We start from the raw sequence: 20,612 nt of genomic DNA on the forward strand, positions 1-20,612 counted from the left end.
GAATAGGCCCCTACCGGAGCGCACAGGGAAAAGCTGGGCAGACCAGCGGTTACGTCACGCTCACAAGCCCACCAAACGACAACCAGCCATGGCAGACACATCAATCACTCAAGTCCACGGATCGAGGTTTAGGCCCGCACCCGTCGAAGTCAGCGTCACCGACTGAAGCAACTGCTGATACACCGCCACCGAAGCGGACCCGGTGAACGTGAGGACCCCGCCCGAGTACGCCGCGGCGATGCCGTCCGGCACCGCACCCCACCCGAGCTCGTCACCGGCCGCCGGATCATTGAGGGTGACTGTGGCCGAGTCGATCTCCTCCGAGTCCAGGTCGGTGATCACCACGATCGGGCTCACCGTGATCGGCGACCCGGCGCTGCCAGCCGCTACCGGGGAGACCACCACCAACGGCGGCACCTCAGAAGCCAGACCGACCACCGTGACCACCGTGCCCGCCGGCACCGAACTGGCATTGCCGTCGGCATCAACCACCGCAAACGACACCGACTTTAGGCCCGCACCCGTCGAAGTCAGCGTCACCGACTGAAGCAACTGCTGATACACCGCCACCGAAGCGGACCCGGTGAACGTGAGGACCCCGCCCGAGTACGCCGCGGCGATGCCCTCGGGCACCGCACCCCACCCGAGCTCGTCACCGGCCGCTGGATCATTGAGGGTGACTGTGGCCGAGTCGATCTCCTCCGAGTCCAGGTCGGTGATCACCACGATCGGACTGACCGTGATCGGCGACCCGGCGCTGCCGGCCGCCACCGGGGACACCACCACCAACGGCGGCACCTCAGAAGCCAACCCGACAATCGTGACCACCGTGCCCGCCGGCACCGTACTGGCATTGCCGTCGGCATCAACCACCGCAAACGACACCGACTTTAGGCCCGCACCCGTCGAAGTCAGCGTCACCGACTGAAGCAACTGCTGATAGACCGCCACCGACGCCAAGCCGGCAAATGTGAGGACACCGCCGGAGTATTCCGCGGCGATGCCCTCCGGCACCGCACCCCAACCGAGCACATCACCCGACGCAGGATTACTCACCGTGACTGTGGCTGAGCCGATCTCATCAGAGTCCAGATCGGTGATCACCACGATCGGGCTGACCGTGATCGGCGACCCGGCGCTGCCGGCCGCTACCGGGGAGACCACCACCAACGGCGGCACCTCAGAAGCCAGCCCGACCACCGTGACCACCGTGCCCGCCGGCACCGTACTGGCATTGCCGTCGGCATCAACCACCGCAAACGACACCGACTTTAGGCCCGCACCCGTCGAAGTCAGCGTCACCGACTGCAACAGCTGCTGATAGACCGCCACCGACGCCAAGCCGGTAAATGTGAGGACGCCGCCGGAGTATTCCGCGGCGATGCCCTCGGGCACCGCACCCCACCCGAGCTCGTCACCGGCGGCTGGATCGTTGACGGTGACTGTGGCCGAGCCGATCTCATTCGAGTCCAGGTCGGTGATGACCACGACCGGGCTGACCGTGATCGGCGACCCGGCGCTGCCGGCCGCCACCGGCGAGACCACCACCAACGGCGCCACCTCGGTCACCAACCCGACCATCGTGACCACCGTGCCCGCCGGCACCGTACTGGCATTGCCGCCACCATCGACCACCGCGAAGCTGACCGACTTCAGGCCCGCACCGGTCGAGGTCAAGGTCACCGACTGCAACAGCTGCTGATACACCGCCACCGACGCAGAGCCGGCAAATGTGAGGACACCGCCGGAGTATTCCGCGGAGATGCCCTCCGGCACCGCACCCCAACCGAGCACATCACCAAACACAGGATTACTCACCGTGACTGTGGCCGAATCGATCTCATCAGAGTCCAGATCCGTGATCACCACGACCGGACTGACCGTGATCGGCGACCCGGCGCTGCCGGCCGCCACCGGCGAGACCACCACCAACGGCGCCACCTCAGAAGCCAACCCGACCACCGTGACCACCGTGCCCGCCGGCACCGCACTCGTGTTGCCCTGCGCGTCGGTCACGGCGAAGCTGACCGACTTCAACCCCGCACCGGTCGAGGTCAACGTCACCGACTGCAACAGCTGCTGATACACCGCCACCGACGCAGAGCCGGTAAATGTGAGGACGCCGCCGGAGTATTCCGCGGCGATGCCCTCGGGCACCGCACCCCACCCGAGCTCGTCACCGGCCGCTGGATCATTGAGGGTGACTGTGGCCGAGTCGATCTCCTCAGAGTCCAGATCGGTGATCACCACGATCGGGCTGACCGTGATCGGCGACCCGGCGCTGCCGGCCGCCACCGGCGACACCACCACCAACGGCGCCACCTCAGAAGCCAGCCCGACCACCGTGACCACCGTGCCCGCCGGCACCGCACTCGTGTTGCCCTGCGCGTCGGTCACGGCGAAGCTGACCGACTTCAACCCCGCACCGGTCGAGGTCAACGTCACCGACTGCAACAGCTGCTGATACACCGCCACCGACGCAGAGCCGGTGAACGTGAGGACCCCGCCCGAGTACGCCGCGGCGATGCCCTCGGGCACCGCACCCCACCCGAGCTCGTCACCGGCCGCTGGATCATTGAGGGTGCCTGTGGCCGAGTCGATCTCCTCCGAGTCCAGGTCGGTGATCACCACGTTCGGACTGACCGTGATCGGCGACCCGGCGCTGCCGGCCGCCACCGGCGAGACCACCACCAACGGCGGCACCTCAGAAGCCAGCCCGACCACCGTGACCACCGTGCCCGCCGGCACCGTGCTCGTGTTGCCGCCACCGTCAACCACCATGAAAGACACCGACTTCAGGCCCGCACCCGTCGAGGTCAACGTCACCGACTGCAACAACTGCTGATACACCGCCACCGACGCGGCGCCGGTAAATGTGAGGACGCCGCCGGAGTATTCCGCGGAGATGCCCTCCGGCACTGGGTCCCCAACCGAGCACATCGCCGGCCGACGCGTTATTCACCGTGACTGTCGCCGAGCCGATCTGCTCCGAGTCCAGGTCGGTGATGACTACGATGGGGCTGACCGTGATCGGCGAACCGGCGCTGCCGGCCGCCACCGGGGACACCACCACCAACGGCGGCACCTCAGAAGCCAGTCCGACCACCGTGACCACCGTGCCCGCCGGCACCGCACTCGTGTTGCCCTGCGCGTCGGTCACGGCGAAGCTGACCGACCTCAGGCCCGCACCCGTCGAGGTCAAGGTCACCGACTGAAGCAACTGCTGATATGCCGCCACCGAGGCAGTGCCGGTGAACGTCAACACCCCGCCCGAGTACGCCGCGGAAATCCCGTCCGGCACCGCACCCCACCCGAGCTCGTCACCGGCCGCCGGATCATTCAGGGTGACTGTGGCCGAGTCGATCTCATCCGAGTCCAGGTCGGTGATCACCACGATCGGGCTCACCGTGATCGGTGACCCGGCGCTGCCAGCCGCTACCGGGGAGACCACCACCAACGGCGGCACCTCAGAAGCCAGACCGACCACCGTGACCACAGTGCCCGCCGGCACCGAACTGGCATTGCCGCCACCATCGACCACCGCAAACGACACCGACTTCAGGCCGGGTGTGCTCGAGGTGAGCGTGACCGACTGCAAAAGCTGCTGATACACCGCTACCGACGCAGTCCCGGTGAATGTCAAGACGCCGTCGGCGTAGCTTGCTTCCACTCCGCCCGGAAGTTCGCCGTAGCCGAGGGTGTCTCCTTCCACCGGATTTCCCAGAACCACAGTGGCGGAGTCCAACTCATCGGAGTCCAGATCGGTGATGACCACGATCGGGCTCACTGCGATCGGCGACCCGGCGCTGCCGGCCGCCACCGGCGAGACCACCACCAACGGCGGCACCTCGGTAGCCAACCCGACGATCGTCACGACCGTGCCCGCCGGCACCGAACTGGCATTGCCCTCACCATCGACCACCGTGAAGCTTACCGACTTCAACCCCGCACCCGTCGAGGTCAACGTCACCGACGCCAACAACTGCTGATACACCGCCACCGAGGCAGTGCCGGTGAACGTCAATACACCGCCGGAGTATTCCGCGGAGATCCCCTCCGGCACCGCACCCCAACCGAGCACATCACCGGCGGCTGGATCGTTGATCGTGACTGTCGCCGAGCCGATCTCCTCAGAGTCCAGGTCGGTGATGACCACGATCGGGCTGACCGTGATCGGCGACCCGGCGCTGCCGGCCGCCACCGGGGAGACCACCACCAACGGCGCCACCTCAGAAGCCAACCCGACCACCGTGACCACCGTGGCCGCCGGCACCGCACTGGCGTTGCCGTCGGCATCAACCACCACAAACGACACCGACTTCAGGCCCGCACCCGTCGAGGTCAACGTCACAGACTGCAACAACTGCTGATACACCGCCACCGACGCGGCGCCCGTGAATGTGAGAACACCGCCGGAGTACGCCGCGGAGATCCCCTCCGGCACTGAACCCCAACCGAGCACATCGTCGGCCGACGCGTTATTCACCGTGACAGTGGCCGAACCGATCTGATCAGAATCCAGGTCAGTGATCACCACGACCGGGCTCACCGTGATCGGCGCCCCCACCGCCCCGGCCGCCACGGGCGAGACCACCACCAACGGCGGCACCTCGGTCGCCAACCCGACGATCGTCACCACAGTGCCCGCCGGCACCGTGCTCGTGTTGCCCTGGGCGTCGGTCACGGCGAAGCTGACCGACTTCAACCCCGCACCCGTCGAGGTCAACTTCACCGACTGCAGAAGTTGCTGGTAGATCTCCACCGACGCAGACCCGGTGAACGTCAACACCCCGTCGGCGTAGTGCACATCCACACCGGTCGGCAGACCGCCCCAGGAGAGAACATCACCGGCCGACGGATTGTTCACCGTGACTGTGGCCGAACCGATCTGATCAGAGTCCAGATCGGTGATCACCACGACCGGACTGACCGTCATCGGCGACCCGGCGCTGCCGGCCGCCACCGGCGACACCACCACCAACGGCGCCACCTCAGAAGCCAACCCGACCACTGTCACCACCGTGGCCGCCGGCACCGCACTGGCGTTGCCGTCGGCATCAACCACCACAAACGACACCGACTTCAGGCCCGCACCCGTCGAGGTCAACGTCACAGACTGCAACAACTGCTGATACACCGCCACCGAGGCAGACCCGCTAAATGTCAACACCCCGCCGGCGTACGCCGCGGAGATCCCCTCGGGGACACTGCCCCAGGCGAGCACATCACCCGCCGCTGGATCGTTGATAGTGACTGCGGCCGAACCGATCTCCTCAGAATCCAGATCCGTTATCACCACGACCGGACTGACCCTGATCGGAGAACCAACGGTGCCGGCCGCCACCGGAGCGACCACCACCACTGGCGGGAGGGAAACTGCCGGGAGGCCCAGCACAGTCACTACCGTGCTCGCGGGCACTGCACTGATGTTGCCATCGGCATCAGTGACCGAGAAGCTCACCACCTTCATTCCTGCAGACGTCGAGGACAACGTCACCGATTGCAACAGTTGCCGGTATACCTCTGCCGAAGCTCGACCACTGAACGTCAAGACTCCGTCTGCGAAGGTCACGTCCACGCCCGTGGGGAGCGGGCCATAACCGAACGCGTCACCGGATGATGACTCGGAGAGTGTGACTGTGGCCCTGTCGATCTGGTTCGAGTCCAAGTCGGTGATGACGACGATCGGGCTGACCTTGATCGGCGATCCGGCCGTACCCGCTGCCGCCGGTAGCACGGCCAGGACGGGCGGTATTGATACCCCGGGAACACCCAACACGGTCACCACCGTGCCCGCCGGCACCGCGGAGGTGTTGCCCTGCGCGTCGGTCACCGCGAAAGTGACCGACTTCAAGCCGGCACCCGCGGAGGTCAGCGTCACCGATTGCAGCAACTGCCGGTACTCGTCCACCGATGCGGCACCAGTGAAGCTCAGGACGCCGTCGACGTAACTGACATCGACACCAGCCGGGATGCTCCCCCAGCCCAACACATCGTCGGGCGATGGATCCTTCACTGTGACTGTGGCCGAACTCAATTGGTCCGAGTCCAGATCGGTGATCACCACGATCGGACTCACCACGACGGCAGATCCCGTGCTGCCGGCAGCCACGGGAGTGGTCACGATCACCGGGGCGATCGACACGCCGGGCGCGCCCAAGACGGTAACCACGGTGGCAGCCGCCACGGCGCTGCCATTGCCCGACCCATCGACCACACCGAAGCTCACTGCCTTCAGGCCGGGTGTGCTCGAGGTGAGCGTGACCGACTGCAGAAGCTGCTGATACACCGCTACCGACGCAGTCCCGGTGAATGTCAAGACGCCGTCGGCGTAGCTTGCTTCCACACCGTCCGGAAGTTCGCCGTAGCCGAGGGTGTCTCCTTCCACCGGATTTCCCAGAACTACAGTGGCAGAGTCCAACTCATCGGAGTCCAGATCGGTGATCACCACGATCGGGCTCACCGTGATCGGTGATCCGACAGACCCTGCCGCCACGGGCGACACTACTAAAACCGGAGTTATCGAGATACCCGGAATGCCCAACACGGTCACCACCGTGCCCGCCGGCACCGCGCTGGTGTTGCCGTCGGCGTCGGTGACCGCAAAGCTCACCGCCTTCAGTCCCGCGCCTGTGGATGTCAGGGTCACCGACGCCAGCAACTGACGGTAATCGTCAACCGAGGCACGCCCCGTGAACGTCAACACCCCGTCGGCGTAACTCGCCTCGACACCGGTCGGCAACGACCCGTACCCCAGCACATCGCCGGCGACCGGATCCGTGAGCACAACCGTGGCCGCATCCAACTCGTCAGAGTCCAGGTCGGTGACAACGACAATCGGACTCACCGTGATCGGCGACCCGGTGATACCGCCCGCCACCGGCGAGACGACCACCAGGGGTGGTGTCTGTACCGGCAACCCCACCACTGTGACAGCAGTAGCGGCTGGGACCACACTCGCGTTGCCCTCGGAGTCGACAACCGCAAAGCTCACCGACTTCAGCCCGGCACCCGAGGACGTCAACGTCACCGACGCCAGCAGCTGGCGGTAGTCGTCGATCGAGGCACGACCGGTGAAGGTCAACACTCCGTCGCTGTAAACGGCGTGCACTCCCTCCGGCATCGCTCCGTACCCCAGAACATCTCCGGCACCAGGGTTGTTGACAGTGACGGTGGCCGAGTCCAGCTCGTCCGAATCGAGGTCGGTGATCACCACGATCGGGCTGAGCGTGACCGGTGAACCCACGGTGCCGGCGGCCACCGGAGAGACAACCACGAGGGGTGGCATCTCCACGGGCAACCCGAGCACCGTCACGACGGTGCCCGCCGGTACCGCATTGACATTGCCCTGGTCATCGATCACCGAGAAGGAGATCGTCTTGACGCCGATCGCGGTCGAGGTCAGCGTCACCGATTGCAGGAGCTGCTGGTACGCCGCGACCGACGCGGCGCCGGTGAAGGTCACCGAACCGTTTCCGGTCGTTGCCGTGACTCCGGTCGGAAGCGTGCCCCAACCCAGCACATCACCGCTCGCAGGGTCGTTGATCTTCACCGTTGCCGACGCAAGCTTCTCGGAGTCCAGGTCGGTGATCACCACGATCGGGCTCACCGTGATCGCAGTACCTGTGGTGCCGCCGGCTGCCGGGGACACGACAACCACCGGCGGTGCCTCGACGATCGGATTGGCTACGACGGGAATCAACAACGTCACGTCGTCGCGTTCGGCGATGCCGATCGCGCGGGCCAGGAAATGCAGGACTCCCTGGACGACGCCAGCGAGCCCCCTGAGATGTTCGGATGAGTCGCTGATGACGACCTTGAAGCTGTCCACCAGCGGACTGCCGGTCACCACGCTGTTGGGGGTGTACACGAACTTGCCGGTGAGCGGATCCCTGAACACCGTTCCGTGTTCGGGCGCAATGATGGTGTAGGTCAACGGATCACCGTTGGGATCGCGAGCAGCCAGATCGATGATGACCTGCCCCGTCACGGCCTGTTGGCTTGTGACTGGTCCCCACTCCGGAGACTCGTTGAAGAACGTGTGGCTGATCTGGCGCCGGACCCAGGCCAACAACGCATCGAACCAGGGAGCCCGAGCGGGCGTGGCGGGATCGACCAACGGTGAGGCGATTCCGGTGATCAGCGCGGTGAACACGTCGACCGATTCCGCTGCCTCCTCGGCTGGTGGTTCCGACGCGTCGGGCGTCACGCTTGCCTGCGACGTCGGCGCGCCAGTGGTCGCTTCGTCGGAGGCGATCAGGCTGTCGGACACCGGCATTGCCTCGTCGACGGGACCGAGGGACGACTCGTCTTGCTCGGCTACGGACTCTTCGACGGGCGGTGCCTCGCCGGAATCCCCGGCAGGTGACCAGCCGACCGGCGCGTCGTCGGGATCCGCCGGCGGGGAGGATTCTTCAGTGGGTGTCTCGCTCAGCGGGGGCTGCTCAGATCCATCGTCTGCGCCGAGGTCGGCCTCTACCGGATCATCCTCGTCGGACGGCGGCACGTCTGGGTCCGTGTCACCTGACGCGCCCTCATCACCGTCCTCCGCCTCATCGTCGGGATCGGCCTCGACTTCCCCCGTGTCGGAGTCGGATTCAGATTCAGATTCGTCACCAGTGCTCGTGTCTGCTCGCGGTTCTGTCGACGTTGACTCGGCATCGTTCGAACCCGAGGCAACCGGAGTATCCGAATCGCTGTCCGCATACGCGACGCCCGCCGAGTTGGCGACAGCCAGCCCGATCCCGAGTGAGACGGCGAGCGCTCCGACTCGTCCGATCGGGAGTGCGAACCCCGACGCATCGGCTCGCGCGTGCCGGGCTTGGCCGCCGGAGCTGTCGACGAGGTCCCGAGCGGCCCAGAACTCGGGCCCTGGGGAGGTGCGGTCTGTACGCGGGACGCGGTGCCGGGCGCGGGTCGAAGACATGACTATCCTCCGTTTGCCACGGCGTCAGTCCCGTCGAGTCGATCAGCACCTCAGGACGCTTGAGCTGCGATCGACCATGCTTCGGCGACGTGACGTCGCCCCTCGTCACGCACCGCCGTACTACGCCGTATTTTTTTACGCTGTAGTTTGCTGAATGCGCACCTTCTGCTAGATCCGCATCCAGCAGCGCGAGCCTAAGTCATCGGCTGTGACCGCGGTTGCGTAATCGCGATTTTTTTTGCGCGCACAATAATTAGGGCACCGGAATGCACGCTATTCCTGACGTAAAGTGCACGTGAGATGTCACATCTGGCAAAGCCTGAATGAGAAGACGGAAGAGGTTAGTAGTCGGCTTACTGCCCGTAACCTGCACCGTCCGACCCTCACCTCTGCAGATTCGCCGCGATCACGCAGCGCTGGCAACGAATGGTAAACGGCTTAGCGGAGTCCGCGTGGCACGACCCCCTCACGGGGAGCCGAATCTGCCATTCGAACGGGCGGCCGGCGGTCTCACCGACCGCGGCCACGGCGTCATGCGGCGAATGAACCCGACCGCCATGACGATCGCGTCAGTATTTGCGGTGTGTGGTCGGCCCCGAGTCCCTGACAGTTGGTCCGGTGAAAGCGCAGCGGTAGTCGCTCGGCGTGGTGCGCATCTGCCGGACGAAGTGATGCCGGAAGGTCGCGGGCGACTCGAACCCGACCCGAGCCGCGATCTGCTCGACGGACAGCGAGCTCGCTTCGAGCAGCGCGAGGCTGGCTTGGACACGCTGGGTGATCAACCACCTGATCGGGGTGGTCCCGGTCGCCTTGGCGAACTGGCGAAGATAGCTCCGCCGCGACATCGCCGAACGCTCCGCCATCTCGTCGAGAGTGATGGGCCTGTCGAGATTGGCCAGAGCCCAGGCTATTCCGGCCGCGATTCGACCGTCGTCCGCAGGCTCCGGAACCGGGGTCTCGATGTACTGCGCCTGCCCACCCGCCCGGTGCGGTGCGATCACCAGTCGGCGCGCCACATCGTTGGCCACCCGACCGCCGTGGTCGGACCGCACGATGTGCAGACACAGATCCAGGCCCGCCGCGCATCCTGCGCTTGTGAGGACCCGCCCGTTGTCGACGTACAACGGAGTGGGGTCGATATCGATACCGGGATAGCGCTGCCCCAGCAGATCCGTGTAGATCCAGTGCGTGGTGGCACGGCGTCCGTCGAGCGCCCCGGCCGCGGCCAGGGCGAAAGCGCCGGAGCAGATCGACACCAGTCGCGCGTCGCGCGCGTCGGCCGTCCTGATGGCTTCAATGAGCGGTTGCGAAATCGGCTCGCTCACGTCTCGGACACTGGGGATCACGATGGTGTCCGCCGCGGCCAGGTCATCGAGGCCGTACGACGTGCGAATGACTGCTCCACCGAGAAGCCGGATCTCCTTGGGCTCTGAGCACAGTTTCACCGAGTACCACGGCCTGACCAAGCCGGCCGAGAAGCGCTCCGACAGCTCGGTCATGCCAAAGATCTCCGCTGCCATGCCCGACTCGAATCCGGACATCCCGTCATAGGCGAGAATCGCCACGGTGTGCATGGCACTATCTTAATGAATATCGGCACTAGGGCCACTGTCTGCGTGCCCCCGACTGGACCAACATGGCTGACATGTATTTCCGACGGTTGTCCCGAGTGCGCAGGATCCGGCTCAAGTTTGCGAACATCCCGGCGTTCCGGACGGTGTTGCCCTTCCTCGCCGGTGTACATTCCGCCAACGGCCTCGCACACGGCGTCGAACCGGCACGATCCTCTGCAGTCCGAGCAACCCGAAGCCGGCGCGGTACTCGATAACCCGGCAGACCAACCGATGACGCTGACACGCAGAAGCCCCCGCGACCGGGCCTTGGGGTCGCAGGGGCTTCGCGTCAGCGATTACGACGTAAGCGACGCCGGCGGGTTGAACCGCTCGCCGTAACGCTCGGCCAACTGCTTGGCACGGGCGACGAACGCCTCTTTACCCACACCGAGCTCACCCTGGTAGCCGACGATGAATTGCGCGCTTCCACCGGTGTACGGCGGGAAGCCGATCCCCATGATGGAGCCGATGTTCGCATCGGCGGTCGAGGTGAGCACGCCCTCGTCAAGGCATTTCTGGGTCTCCAGAGCCTCGGCGAACAGCATGCGATCGATCATGTCCTGCAACGGAATATCGGCCTTGCCGGAGCCGAAGGTCTCGGCGAGTCCCGACCACAGACCGACGCGCTTGCCGTCGACGTACTCGTAGAAGCCTGCGCCCTTGAGCCGCGAGGGACGACCGATCTCGATCATCTTGTTCACGACGGCCTCGGCCGGATGCGGCTCGTGGGTGCCGCCGGCAGCTTCGGTGGCCTTGCGGGTCTCGGTAGCGATCTTCTGCATCAGTTCGAGGTTCAGCTCGTCGGAGAGCTGCAGCGGCGCCGCCGGGTAGCCGGCCTGCGAACCGGCCTGCTCGATGCTGGCCGCGGGCACACCCTCGCCCAGCATCGCCAGCGCCTCGTTGACGAAGGTGCCGATGACGCGCGAGGTGAAGAAGCCACGGCTGTCGTTGACCACGATCGGGGTCTTCCCGATCGCCAGCGTGTAGTCGAATACCCGGGCCAGCGCCTCGTCGGAGGTCTTCTCACCCTTGATGATCTCCACCAGCGGCATCTTGTCGACCGGGGAGAAGAAGTGGATGCCGATGAAGTCCTCCTGGCGCTTCACACCGGTCGCCAGACCGGTGATCGGCAGTGTGGAGGTGTTGGAGCCCAGCAGCGCGTTCGGCTCGACGATGTCCTCGATCTCCTGGAACACCTTGTGCTTGAGGTCCTGGTTCTCGAAGACAGCCTCGATCACGAAGTCGACACCCTTGAGATCGGCGGCATCGGCGGTCGGGGTGATCCGGGCCAGCAGCGCGTCGGACTTCTCCTTGGAGGTGCGACCGCGCTCGAGCGCCTTGGCCTCGATCTTCTCCGAGTAGGCCTTGCCCTTTTCGGCTGCTTCGATCGTGACGTCCTTGAGCACCACGTCATAACCGGCCTTGGCCGACACATAGGCGATACCCGCGCCCATCATGCCCGCGCCCAGCACACCGATCTTGTTGATCTTGACCGGCTCGATACCGTCCGGCCGCGAGGCGCCGCCGTTGATGGCCTGTAGATCCAGGAAGAACGCCTGGATCATGTTCTTGGCAGTCTGGCCGGTGACCAGGCCGACGAAGTAGCGGCTCTCGATGCGGGTGGCGGTGTCGAAGTCGACCTGCGCACCCTCGACGGCCGCGTCCAGGATGGCCCGCGGAGCCGGCATCGGCGCACCCTTGAGCTGCTTGCGCAGCAGCGCCGGGAAGGACGGCAGGATGGAGGCCAGTCCGGGGCTCGACGGGGTGCCGCCGGGCATCTTGTAGCCCTTCTGGTCCCACGGCTGGGTGTGCGCGTCAGGATTCGCCTTGATCCACGCCTTCGCGGCGGGGATCAACTCGTCGACGCTGCCGACCAATTCGTCGACCAGGCCGACCTCCTTGGCCTTGCCCGGCTTGAACCGGGTGCCCTGCGAGAGGACCTCCATGAAGGCCTTCTGGATGCCGAACATGCGCACGGTACGTGCCACGCCGCCTCCACCGGGCAGCAGACCCAGCGTCACCTCGGGCAGGCCGATCACCACGCCCTTGACGTCGGCGGCGATGCGGTGGTGACACGCCAGCGCGATCTCCAGGCCGCCGCCGAGCGCTGCGCCGTTGATGGCCGCGACGACGGGCTTGCCCAGGGTCTCCAACTTGCGCAGGTCGGCTTTGATGAACTCGACCTCGGCGAACGACTCGGCCGCGTTGTCCGGGCCGACGTTCATCATGCCCTTGAGGTCACCGCCGGCGAAGAACGTCTTCTTCGCGCTGGCGATCACCACGCCGGTGATCGAATCCTTCTCGGCCACAAGGCGTTCCACGGCGTTATGCATGGACTCCTTGTAGTGCTCGTTCATGACGTTGGCCGAGCCCGTCGGGTCGTCCAGCGTCAGGGTGACGATGCCGTCGGCATCCTTGTCCCACTGAATGGTGTTCTCTGCCATGTCCTTTTAGTCCCTTCAGACCCGTGCTCAGACTCGCTCGATGATGGTCGCGACACCCATGCCGCCGCCGACGCACAGCGTGATCAGCGCGCGCCGGGCGCCCCGGCGCTCCAGCTCGTCGACCATGGTTCCGGTGATCATGGCGCCGGTGGCGCCCAGCGGGTGGCCCATCGCGATCGCGCCACCGTTGACGTTGAGCTTCTCGTCCGGAATGTTGAGGTCCTTCTGGAACTTCAGCACCACCGAGGCGAAGGCCTCGTTGAGCTCGAACAGGTCGATGTCATCGACCGTCAGGCCTGCTCGGTCGAGCACCTTCCTGGTCGCCGGGGTCGGGCCCGTCAGCATGATGACCGGGTCGGCGCCGCTGGTTGCGGTGGCCACGATGCGCGCCCGCGGGGTCAGGCCCTGCGACGTGCCCGCAGCCTCGGAACCGATGAGCACCAGCGCGGCGCCGTCGACGATGCCCGAGCTGTTACCGCCGGTGTGGACGTGGTTGATCTTCTCGACGAAGTGGTACTTCTGCAGCGCCACGTCGTCGAACCCGCCCATCGCGCCTACGCCTTCGAACGCGGACTTGAGCTTGCTCAGGCTCTCGACGGTGGTGCCGGGACGGATGTGCTCGTCATGGTCGAGCACGACGAGACCGTTCTGGTCTTTGACCGGGACGACGGACTTGGCGAAGTAGCCACCCGACCACGCGGCAGCGGCGCGCTCCTGCGAGCGTGCCGCATAGGTGTCGACGTCCTCACGGGAGAAGCCCTCGATGGTCGCGATCAGGTCGGCGCCGATGCCCTGCGGGACGAAGCCGATGCGGTAGTTGGTCTCCGGGTCGGCTGCCCAGGCGCCGCCGTCAGAGCCCATCGGGACACGGCTCATGGACTCGACACCGCCGGCGAGCACCAGGTCGTCCCAGCCCGAGCGCACCTTCTGCGCGGCCATGTTGACGGCCTCCAGGCCGGACGCGCAGAACCGATTGAGCTGCACACCGCCGGTGGTCTCCGGCAGGTTCGCGACCAGTCCCGCGGTGCGGGCGATGTCGCCACCCTGGTCACCGACCGGCGAGACGACGCCGAGGATCAGGTCGCTGATCAGCGTCTCGTCCAGGTCAGGGAAGCGGGTGCGGATCTCGTCGATCAGGCCGACGACCAGGTTGACGGGCTTGATCTCGTTCAGGGCGCCGCCGCGCTGCTTGCCGCGCGGGGTGCGGATGGCCTCGTAGATGAAGGCTTCTTCGGACATGCGTTCTCCAGGTCCTCTTCAGGGGTTTCGCGGATCTACACCCGCGGGGAGGCTGCTCCTCTGTGCGCGATGCTAGCAGCCTCGCCCAACCGCTTGGTTGGGCACTCTGGACGGATCTCTTCCGCGAGCAGACACAAACTCGCACGATTCGGGCGTGGATCGTGCGAGTTTGTGTCTGCTCGCGGAGGAACGGTTAGTCGGGCGAGCCTTCGGTGTCGTCGAAGAACGACCACTCGCCGTCGTGCTCGACTTCCATCCGCCATCCCAACTCGGAGTTGTCGGCTTTCTGGTCGACGAACCAGGCGTGCGCATGATCGGCGCTTTCGATGTCCTTGGTGTCGACGACTTCGCCCTTGGGGTTCAGAACACGATAGGTAGCCATGCCTCGGGTGTTTCCCGCCGGTCGACCGGTTCACACCTACGCCGACCGGGGCGTCACCCATTCGTCAAGCGTCGGATAGTCGATGTATCCGACGGGCCCGGGGGCGTAGAACGTCGCCACATCCGGCACGTTCGGCTCGGCGCCGAGCTTCAGGCGCTCGATCAGATCAGGGGTGGCCAGGAACGCTCTGCCCACCGCGGCGGCTCCGATCACTCCCCAGTCGGCCAGATTGGCCAGCAGCTCGAAATCGGTGTCGACGGCGCGGGGGGTGTTGAGCACCAACGTCCCCTCCCACTGGGTGCGGATCGCGGCGAATGTGGGCGTCGAGGGTTCACTCACCACATGCAGGTAGGCGATGTTCAGCGACGCAATGCGGCACAGAAGCAATTCGTAAGCGCTGATCTGGTCGACCTCGGTCATGTCCCCGGCGGTGTTTCCGGGCGAGATGCGCAAACCGACGCGATCCGGTCCGATCTCGGCGGCGACCGCTTCGACGACCTCGGCGGTGAACCGGGCCCTGTTCTGCGGCGATCCGCCGTAGGCATCGGTGCGCTGGTTGACAACGTCGGACAGGAACTCGTGAAGCAGATACCCATTGGCCGAGTGAATTTCGACACCGTCCATGCCGGCGTCGACGGCACGGCGCGCGGCGGCGCGGAACTGTCCGATGATTTCCGCGATCTCGCCGGTCGTGAGCGCGCGGGGCACGGGCAACGACTTCTTCCCAGAGGGAGTGTGCGCCAGCAGCTCCGCAGCGATCGCCGACGGACCCACGTTCTCGAATCCGCTGATCTCGGGATGTGCCATGCGGCCGACGTGCCACAGCTGGACGAACATCTTGCCCCCGGCGCGGTGTACCGCCGACGCGATCTCAGCCCAGGCGTCCTGCTGCCTGTCGGTGTACAACCCGGGAGTGTTCACGTAGGCGCCGTTGGCCTGCTCACAGACCGCGGTGGCCTCGCTGATGATCAGACCGGCTTCGGCACGCTGCGAGTAGTACTCCGCAGCCAGCGACGACGGCGTGCCGTCGGCGTCGGCGCGCGATCTCGTCAGCGGCGCCATGAAGATTCGGTTCGCCGCGGCAGTGGCTCCGACCTGAATCGGCTTGAGCAGGGCAGAGTCACCAGAGAGTGTGAACGTCATGCACCACTCAAGCGTGACCCGCGAGCGGTTATTCCCCGCCGAATCCTCTCCTGTCGGCATCGGAGCGCGAACACCGTGGGGCATATCAGCTCTCGATCACCGCCGTGACGCGGATTTCGGCGGGCATCTTCGGCAGCGTCGGCACGGTGCCCCGGTCTGGGTCCAGAGGGGCGCCCGGTCCGGCATCCGCCTGCGGAACCGCTCGCTCACCCCAGTGCGAGGGGGCGCGGCGGCCCGGCCAGTGCGGCTTTCGCATCAGCCGACAACGGGTCCATGATCTCGAGGTCACCGGCTTCCAGACCATCGAGCGCCAGCCGCACCAGATCGGCAGGATCGATCACCACACCTTCTGGGAGTTCGATTCCGTTGCGGCTCGCGAAGTCGAACAGCGTCTGGGTTCCAACCAGTCCGGGCACCAATGCGGCGACATGGGTTCCCTGCCCGGCAAGTTCGACACGCACGCCGTTCGTCAAGCCCCATTGCGCGGATTTGGCTGCGGCATAAGCGGTATTGCCCTCGACCGTCATCCATGCCGCCGCCGACAACACATTGAGGATCGCGCCGCCGCCGTTGCGCGCCAGGATGGGCGCGAAGGCCCGGATCATTGCAAGAGTGCCATAGTAGTTCGAATCCATGGTCGACCGGATGGCAGTCAAATCGCCGGTGACCAGCTTTCCGCCGGCGGTGTCTGCGGCGTTGTTGATCAGGAGGTCCACGTCCGCGGCGGACCCAGCAGCCGCGTCGACCGATGATTGGTCGGTGATGTCGAGCCGAAGCACTTCCACGTCAGGGATGTCGACGAGCTCGGGACGCCGCGCGCCCGCGTAGACCTTGGCGCCACGCCGGATCAGCTCGATCGCAAAGGCGCGGCCGATTCCTCGGTTGGCTCCGGTGACAAGTGCCGTGGTGCCGTCCATCTTCATCTGTGCTCCAGGTGTTTTCACTACCGACCGTTAAGGTGACCGATTGGTCATGTTCAATCGAGACAACCACAAGGTGACCGATTGGTCAACTTGATATTCTCGGGCAGTGAATCTTCGAGCGGATGCGGCGCGCAACCGCGAGTCGCTGTTGAGCGCTGCGGAAGCAGAATTCGCCGAACGCGGCGCCTCCGCCTCGGTGGCCGATATCGCCCGCCGCGCGGGCGTCGCCAAAGGCACGGTATTTCGGCACTTCCCCACGAAAGAGGACTTGATCGCGGCCATTGTGTGCCGGCACATCGCGACGCTCGCCGAGGCCGCGGATGAGCTGGCCCACGCCGAGGATCCGGGCGCGGCTCTGATGGAGTTCCTGACCGTGGCGGCCGATCAGCGGCAACGGCACGATCTGACGTTCCTCCAATCGGAGAGCGGGAAGGATCCCCGGGTGACCGAAGTCCGAGATCACTTGCACGCCCGCCTCGGCGCTCTCGTCGACCGGGCCCGCGACGCGGGAGCCATCCGGTCCGACATCACCGAAGCAGATGTCTTCCTCATGATGTGCGCGCCGATTCATGTGGTCGAAAACCTCTCCGCCCCAGCGCCTTTATTGTGGCAGCGCTACCTCGCCATCATCTTCGACGGATTACGCCCGCAGGGCGCCCACCCACTGCCGCACCCGGCGCCGATCCTGCCCTGACGAAATCCGTGAAGCCTCACACGGCGACGACATCACCTGCTCAGACGGCAATCGATTCCCGGCCACACACATTCAGCAACACGTCGGCTGACAGAAGCCCCAGCGAGACGGCCCGGGAGGCACACGCCGCGCGGTTGGCCGCACCGAGCTTGGCCGAAGCGCTTTCCAAATGATGGCCGGCCGTACGTGCGCTGATGAACAGTTGTGCGGCGATCTGACCGTTGGTCAACCCGCACACCGCCAGCGTGAGCGCGTCGAGTTCCCGCGGCGTGACACTCATCGGTAGCGGGCTGCGAGTCACCAGCAGCACCGCGCCGAGGCTGTCGCCCCGATACCGTGCGGCCGTGGCGATCCGCCGTACGTGCAACCAGGACACCCCGTCGTGGTGGCGCAGCACATCGGGCCTGACCCCGACCGCCGACTTCAAAAACGCCGCAGCGAGATCACCGATCAGAGCCGGGTCCAGCGCCTGCTCGAACAGGTCGCCACACCGCAACAGGTGCGCTCGCCCGAAGTCGTCGACGGCCCAGGCCTGGGCATCGGGGGCGATCAGCTCGGCGACCATCCGGGGCCTCAGCGAGAAGTCCAGCTGCTCGGCCATCTGTCGGCGCAGGGTGTTGATCTCGACCACGTCCTGGTCACGGGGAAACCGCGCGTCGTCACAATTGACGTGAATGGTGCCGACATAGGTTCCGTCGCTGGTGATCAGCCGCGCCGACAGGCCCTCGTCGAATCCGGCCGGCCGGAAGACGTTGTTGACCGAGTATCCACTGCGGTACTCGGGGAAGTCCCGCCAACGCAGGGCGCCGAGTCCGTGCACCCGCATGGCATCGAACAGCGGATCGTTCTCGACGAACCAGCTGTTAAAGTGCTCCATCACCGTGTCGGGATAATCGTGGTTGGCCACGCCGACGTGCTTGCGCTGGATCGGATCCCACAGACAGATCGCCGAAGCCGAGGATTGCGCGCGCGCCGACAGCGTCTCGAGCAGGCCGTGGGCACGGGTCTCCAGACTGGCGCCACTGCTCAGCACGTCACCGTAGATGCCGGACATCGCACGCTTCCTTCGACTGACCCCGTTGTGTGCGGTCATCATCAGCAGCCGATGTTTCCGCGAGGTTTCCAAGCCGAGGCGGTCGCGAAAACCGTTCGGCGAATTGGGAGATTCCTCCCATAGGCACCGGGCATGCACCGTTTCTACGCTGGCGGAAACCGACACTTGGCACAGCGCAGTGCCCGAACCGACAGCACGAAGCAAAGGGCATTGAAGATGTTCAGGTCATCGAAACGTTCGACGAGCGGGCTGCGCCGCGGGTCAGTCGCCGTGCTCGCAGTGACGGCGCTGTTGGCCGCCGGGTGTGGTAGCCGGGCAGGCGACGACAGCGCCGTCGCAGCACAGGCGAGCTGTGTCGACACCTCCGGCGACACGGTGAAGGTGGGCGCCGTCAACTCGCTGTCCGGCGGTCTGGCGGTCAGCGAGTCGGTGATCCGCGACGCGATCGTCATGGCCGTCGAAGAGGTGAACGCCTCCGGCGGCGTATTGGGTAAGCAACTGCAGCTCATCGGCGAAGACGGCGCGTCGGAACCGACCGTGTTCGCCGAGAAAGCTCAGAAGCTTGTGCAGTCCGATTGTGTGGCAGTCGTTTTCGGTGGCTACACATCTGCCAGCCGCAAGGCCATGCTGCCGGTCTTCGAGGACGCCAACGCGCTGCTGTATTACGGTCAGCAGTACGAAGGGCTGGAAAGCTCGCCGAACATCTTCTACACCGGGGCGACCACCAACCAGCAGATCATCCCATCACTGGACTACCTCAAAGAGCAGGGGGTGAAGTCGCTGTACCTGGTGGGCAGCGACTACGTCTTCCCGCGCACCTCCAACGCGATCGTGAAGGCCTACGCGCAGGCCAACGGCATCGAGATCAAGGGTGAGGACTACACGCCGCTGGGCAGCACCGACTTCTCCACGATCGTCAACAAGATCCGCACCGCCGACGCGGACGCGGTGTTCAACGTGGTGGTGGGTGATTCGTTGGTCGCCTTCTTCCGCGAGTACCGCAACTCCGGTCTGACCGCCGAGGCCATGCCCGTGATGTCGATGTGCGTCGGCGAGGAGGAGGTACGCAGCATCGGCGCGCCCACCCTGATCGGCCAGCTCTCCTCGTGGAACTACTACCAGACGCTGGACTCGCCGCGGAACACCACATTCGTCGAGAACTTCAAGAAACGCTTCGGCGCCGACCGGGTGACCTCCGATCCGATGGAATCGGCGTACGCCGCCGTGATGCTGTGGAAAGCCATGGTGGAGAAAGCGGATTCGTTCGCCGTGCCCGAGATCCAGAACGCGGCCGATGGCGTCACGATCACCGCGCCCGAGGGGTCGATGACTGTCGACGGCGAGAACCACCACGTGACCAAGACCGCGCGGATCGGCCGCGTCGCCGAGGACGGCCTGATCTACCAGGTGTGGGAGTCACCCGCACCGATCGAACCCGATCCGTACTTGCGCGACTACCCGTGGGCCGCGGGGATCACGGGCTGACATGCATCTGACCCCCAAAGACGAAGACCGGTTGCTGCTGTTCCTCGCTGCGGAGCTGGCCCGCAAGCGCCGCGCTGCGGGCCTGACCCTCAGCTACGCCGAGGCGCGGGCCCTGATCGCCGACGAGGTGGTCGAAGCCGCCCGCGCGGGCGCGTCGGTGGCCGAGGCCGCCGCTCACGGCGCCACCGTGCTCACCGACGACGACGTCATGCCCGGCGTGACCTCCCTACTGGGTTCGATACAGGTCGAGGCGTTCTTCGACGACGGCCAGAAGCTGGTGACCGTGCACGACGCGATCGGTCCGGGCACCAAGCCGGCTGCCGGGCCCGACGTGATCCCTGGCGAGGTCCTGCCGTGCGACGGAGAATTGGAGCTCAACGCAGGACGCACAGCGGCCACCGTGACCGTCGAGAACACCGGGGACCGTCCCGTCCAGGTCGGCTCGCATTTCCACTTCTTCGAAGTCAACCGCGCGCTGCGATTCGATCGGGCGGCCGCGTTCGGCATGCGACTCGACATCCCGTCGGGCACCGCAGTCCGGTTCGAACCCGGTGAGAGGCAGGAGGTCTCGCTGACCAGCTACGGCGGCGAGCGCACAGTGATCGGCCAGAACGACGTCACCAACACCGACACCAGCGGAATGCTCGACCCCGTGCTGCTGAACAGGCTGCGCGACAAGGGTTTCCTCGATTCGCAGCAGGGTTCCTGA

At 65.7% G+C, this 20,612-nt stretch carries 11 protein-coding genes; 3 read left to right on the top strand and 8 right to left on the bottom strand.

Translation table 11 applies throughout. From position 1 onward, the window contains the following. Window positions 1–2,770 precede the first annotated feature (2,770 nt). The 7 genes from ACXMYJ_RS25005 to ACXMYJ_RS25035 form a co-directional block, all read right to left on the bottom strand. A complete protein-coding gene (locus tag ACXMYJ_RS25005; protein WP_460359144.1) occupies window positions 2,771–8,506 on the bottom strand; it encodes a beta strand repeat-containing protein in 5,736 nt (1,911 codons plus the stop codon). A 989-nt stretch (window positions 8,507–9,495) separates the two neighbouring features. Then, a complete protein-coding gene (locus ACXMYJ_RS25010; RefSeq protein WP_260755324.1) occupies window positions 9,496–10,500 on the bottom strand; it encodes a helix-turn-helix domain-containing protein in 1,005 nt (334 codons plus the stop codon). A 335-nt stretch (window positions 10,501–10,835) separates the two neighbouring features. Beyond that, on the bottom strand, window positions 10,836–12,983 hold the full coding sequence (locus tag ACXMYJ_RS25015; RefSeq protein WP_260755325.1) for a 3-hydroxyacyl-CoA dehydrogenase NAD-binding domain-containing protein: 2,148 nt from the start codon (window positions 12,981–12,983) through the stop codon (window positions 10,836–10,838). Between the two features lie 27 nt (window positions 12,984–13,010). Then, the gene (locus tag ACXMYJ_RS25020) at window positions 13,011–14,222 is read right to left on the bottom strand and encodes an acetyl-CoA C-acetyltransferase (protein WP_260755326.1); all 1,212 of its coding nucleotides are present in this window, start codon (window positions 14,220–14,222) and stop codon (window positions 13,011–13,013) included. A gap of 193 nt (window positions 14,223–14,415) precedes the next feature. Continuing rightward, window positions 14,416–14,604 carry a hypothetical protein gene (locus tag ACXMYJ_RS25025; protein ID WP_260755327.1) on the bottom strand — a complete coding sequence of 63 codons (189 nt, stop codon included), beginning with the start codon at window positions 14,602–14,604 and terminating at the stop codon, window positions 14,416–14,418. A 36-nt stretch (window positions 14,605–14,640) separates the two neighbouring features. Further along, the gene (locus ACXMYJ_RS25030) at window positions 14,641–15,747 is read right to left on the bottom strand and encodes an alkene reductase (RefSeq protein ID WP_460359145.1); all 1,107 of its coding nucleotides are present in this window, start codon (window positions 15,745–15,747) and stop codon (window positions 14,641–14,643) included. A gap of 206 nt (window positions 15,748–15,953) precedes the next feature. Next, window positions 15,954–16,670, bottom strand: coding sequence for an SDR family NAD(P)-dependent oxidoreductase (locus tag ACXMYJ_RS25035; RefSeq protein ID WP_260755329.1), 717 nt, complete (start codon window positions 16,668–16,670; stop codon window positions 15,954–15,956). 106 nt (window positions 16,671–16,776) lie between these two features. Between ACXMYJ_RS25035 and ACXMYJ_RS25040 the strand changes: the two genes are divergently transcribed. Beyond that, a complete protein-coding gene (locus tag ACXMYJ_RS25040; RefSeq protein WP_460359146.1) occupies window positions 16,777–17,364 on the top strand; it encodes a TetR/AcrR family transcriptional regulator in 588 nt (195 codons plus the stop codon). Window positions 17,365–17,404: 40 nt separating this feature from the next. On the opposite strand, the gene ACXMYJ_RS25045 is transcribed toward ACXMYJ_RS25040, so the two are convergent. Beyond that, entirely contained in the window at window positions 17,405–18,418 is a 1,014-nt protein-coding gene (locus ACXMYJ_RS25045) for a helix-turn-helix transcriptional regulator (protein ID WP_460359147.1), read from the bottom strand. A 216-nt stretch (window positions 18,419–18,634) separates the two neighbouring features. Between ACXMYJ_RS25045 and urtA the strand changes: the two genes are divergently transcribed. Together urtA and ACXMYJ_RS25055 are read left to right on the top strand one after the other, a co-directional pair. Next, window positions 18,635–19,903: an urea ABC transporter substrate-binding protein gene (gene urtA / locus ACXMYJ_RS25050; protein ID WP_460359148.1), complete on the top strand. Its 1,269-nt coding sequence runs from the start codon at window positions 18,635–18,637 to the stop codon at window positions 19,901–19,903. 1 nt (window position 19,904) lies between these two features. Then, window positions 19,905–20,612: an urease subunit beta gene (locus tag ACXMYJ_RS25055; RefSeq protein ID WP_460359149.1), complete on the top strand. Its 708-nt coding sequence runs from the start codon at window positions 19,905–19,907 to the stop codon at window positions 20,610–20,612.

The organism is Mycobacterium sp. ZZG (assembly GCF_054786995.1).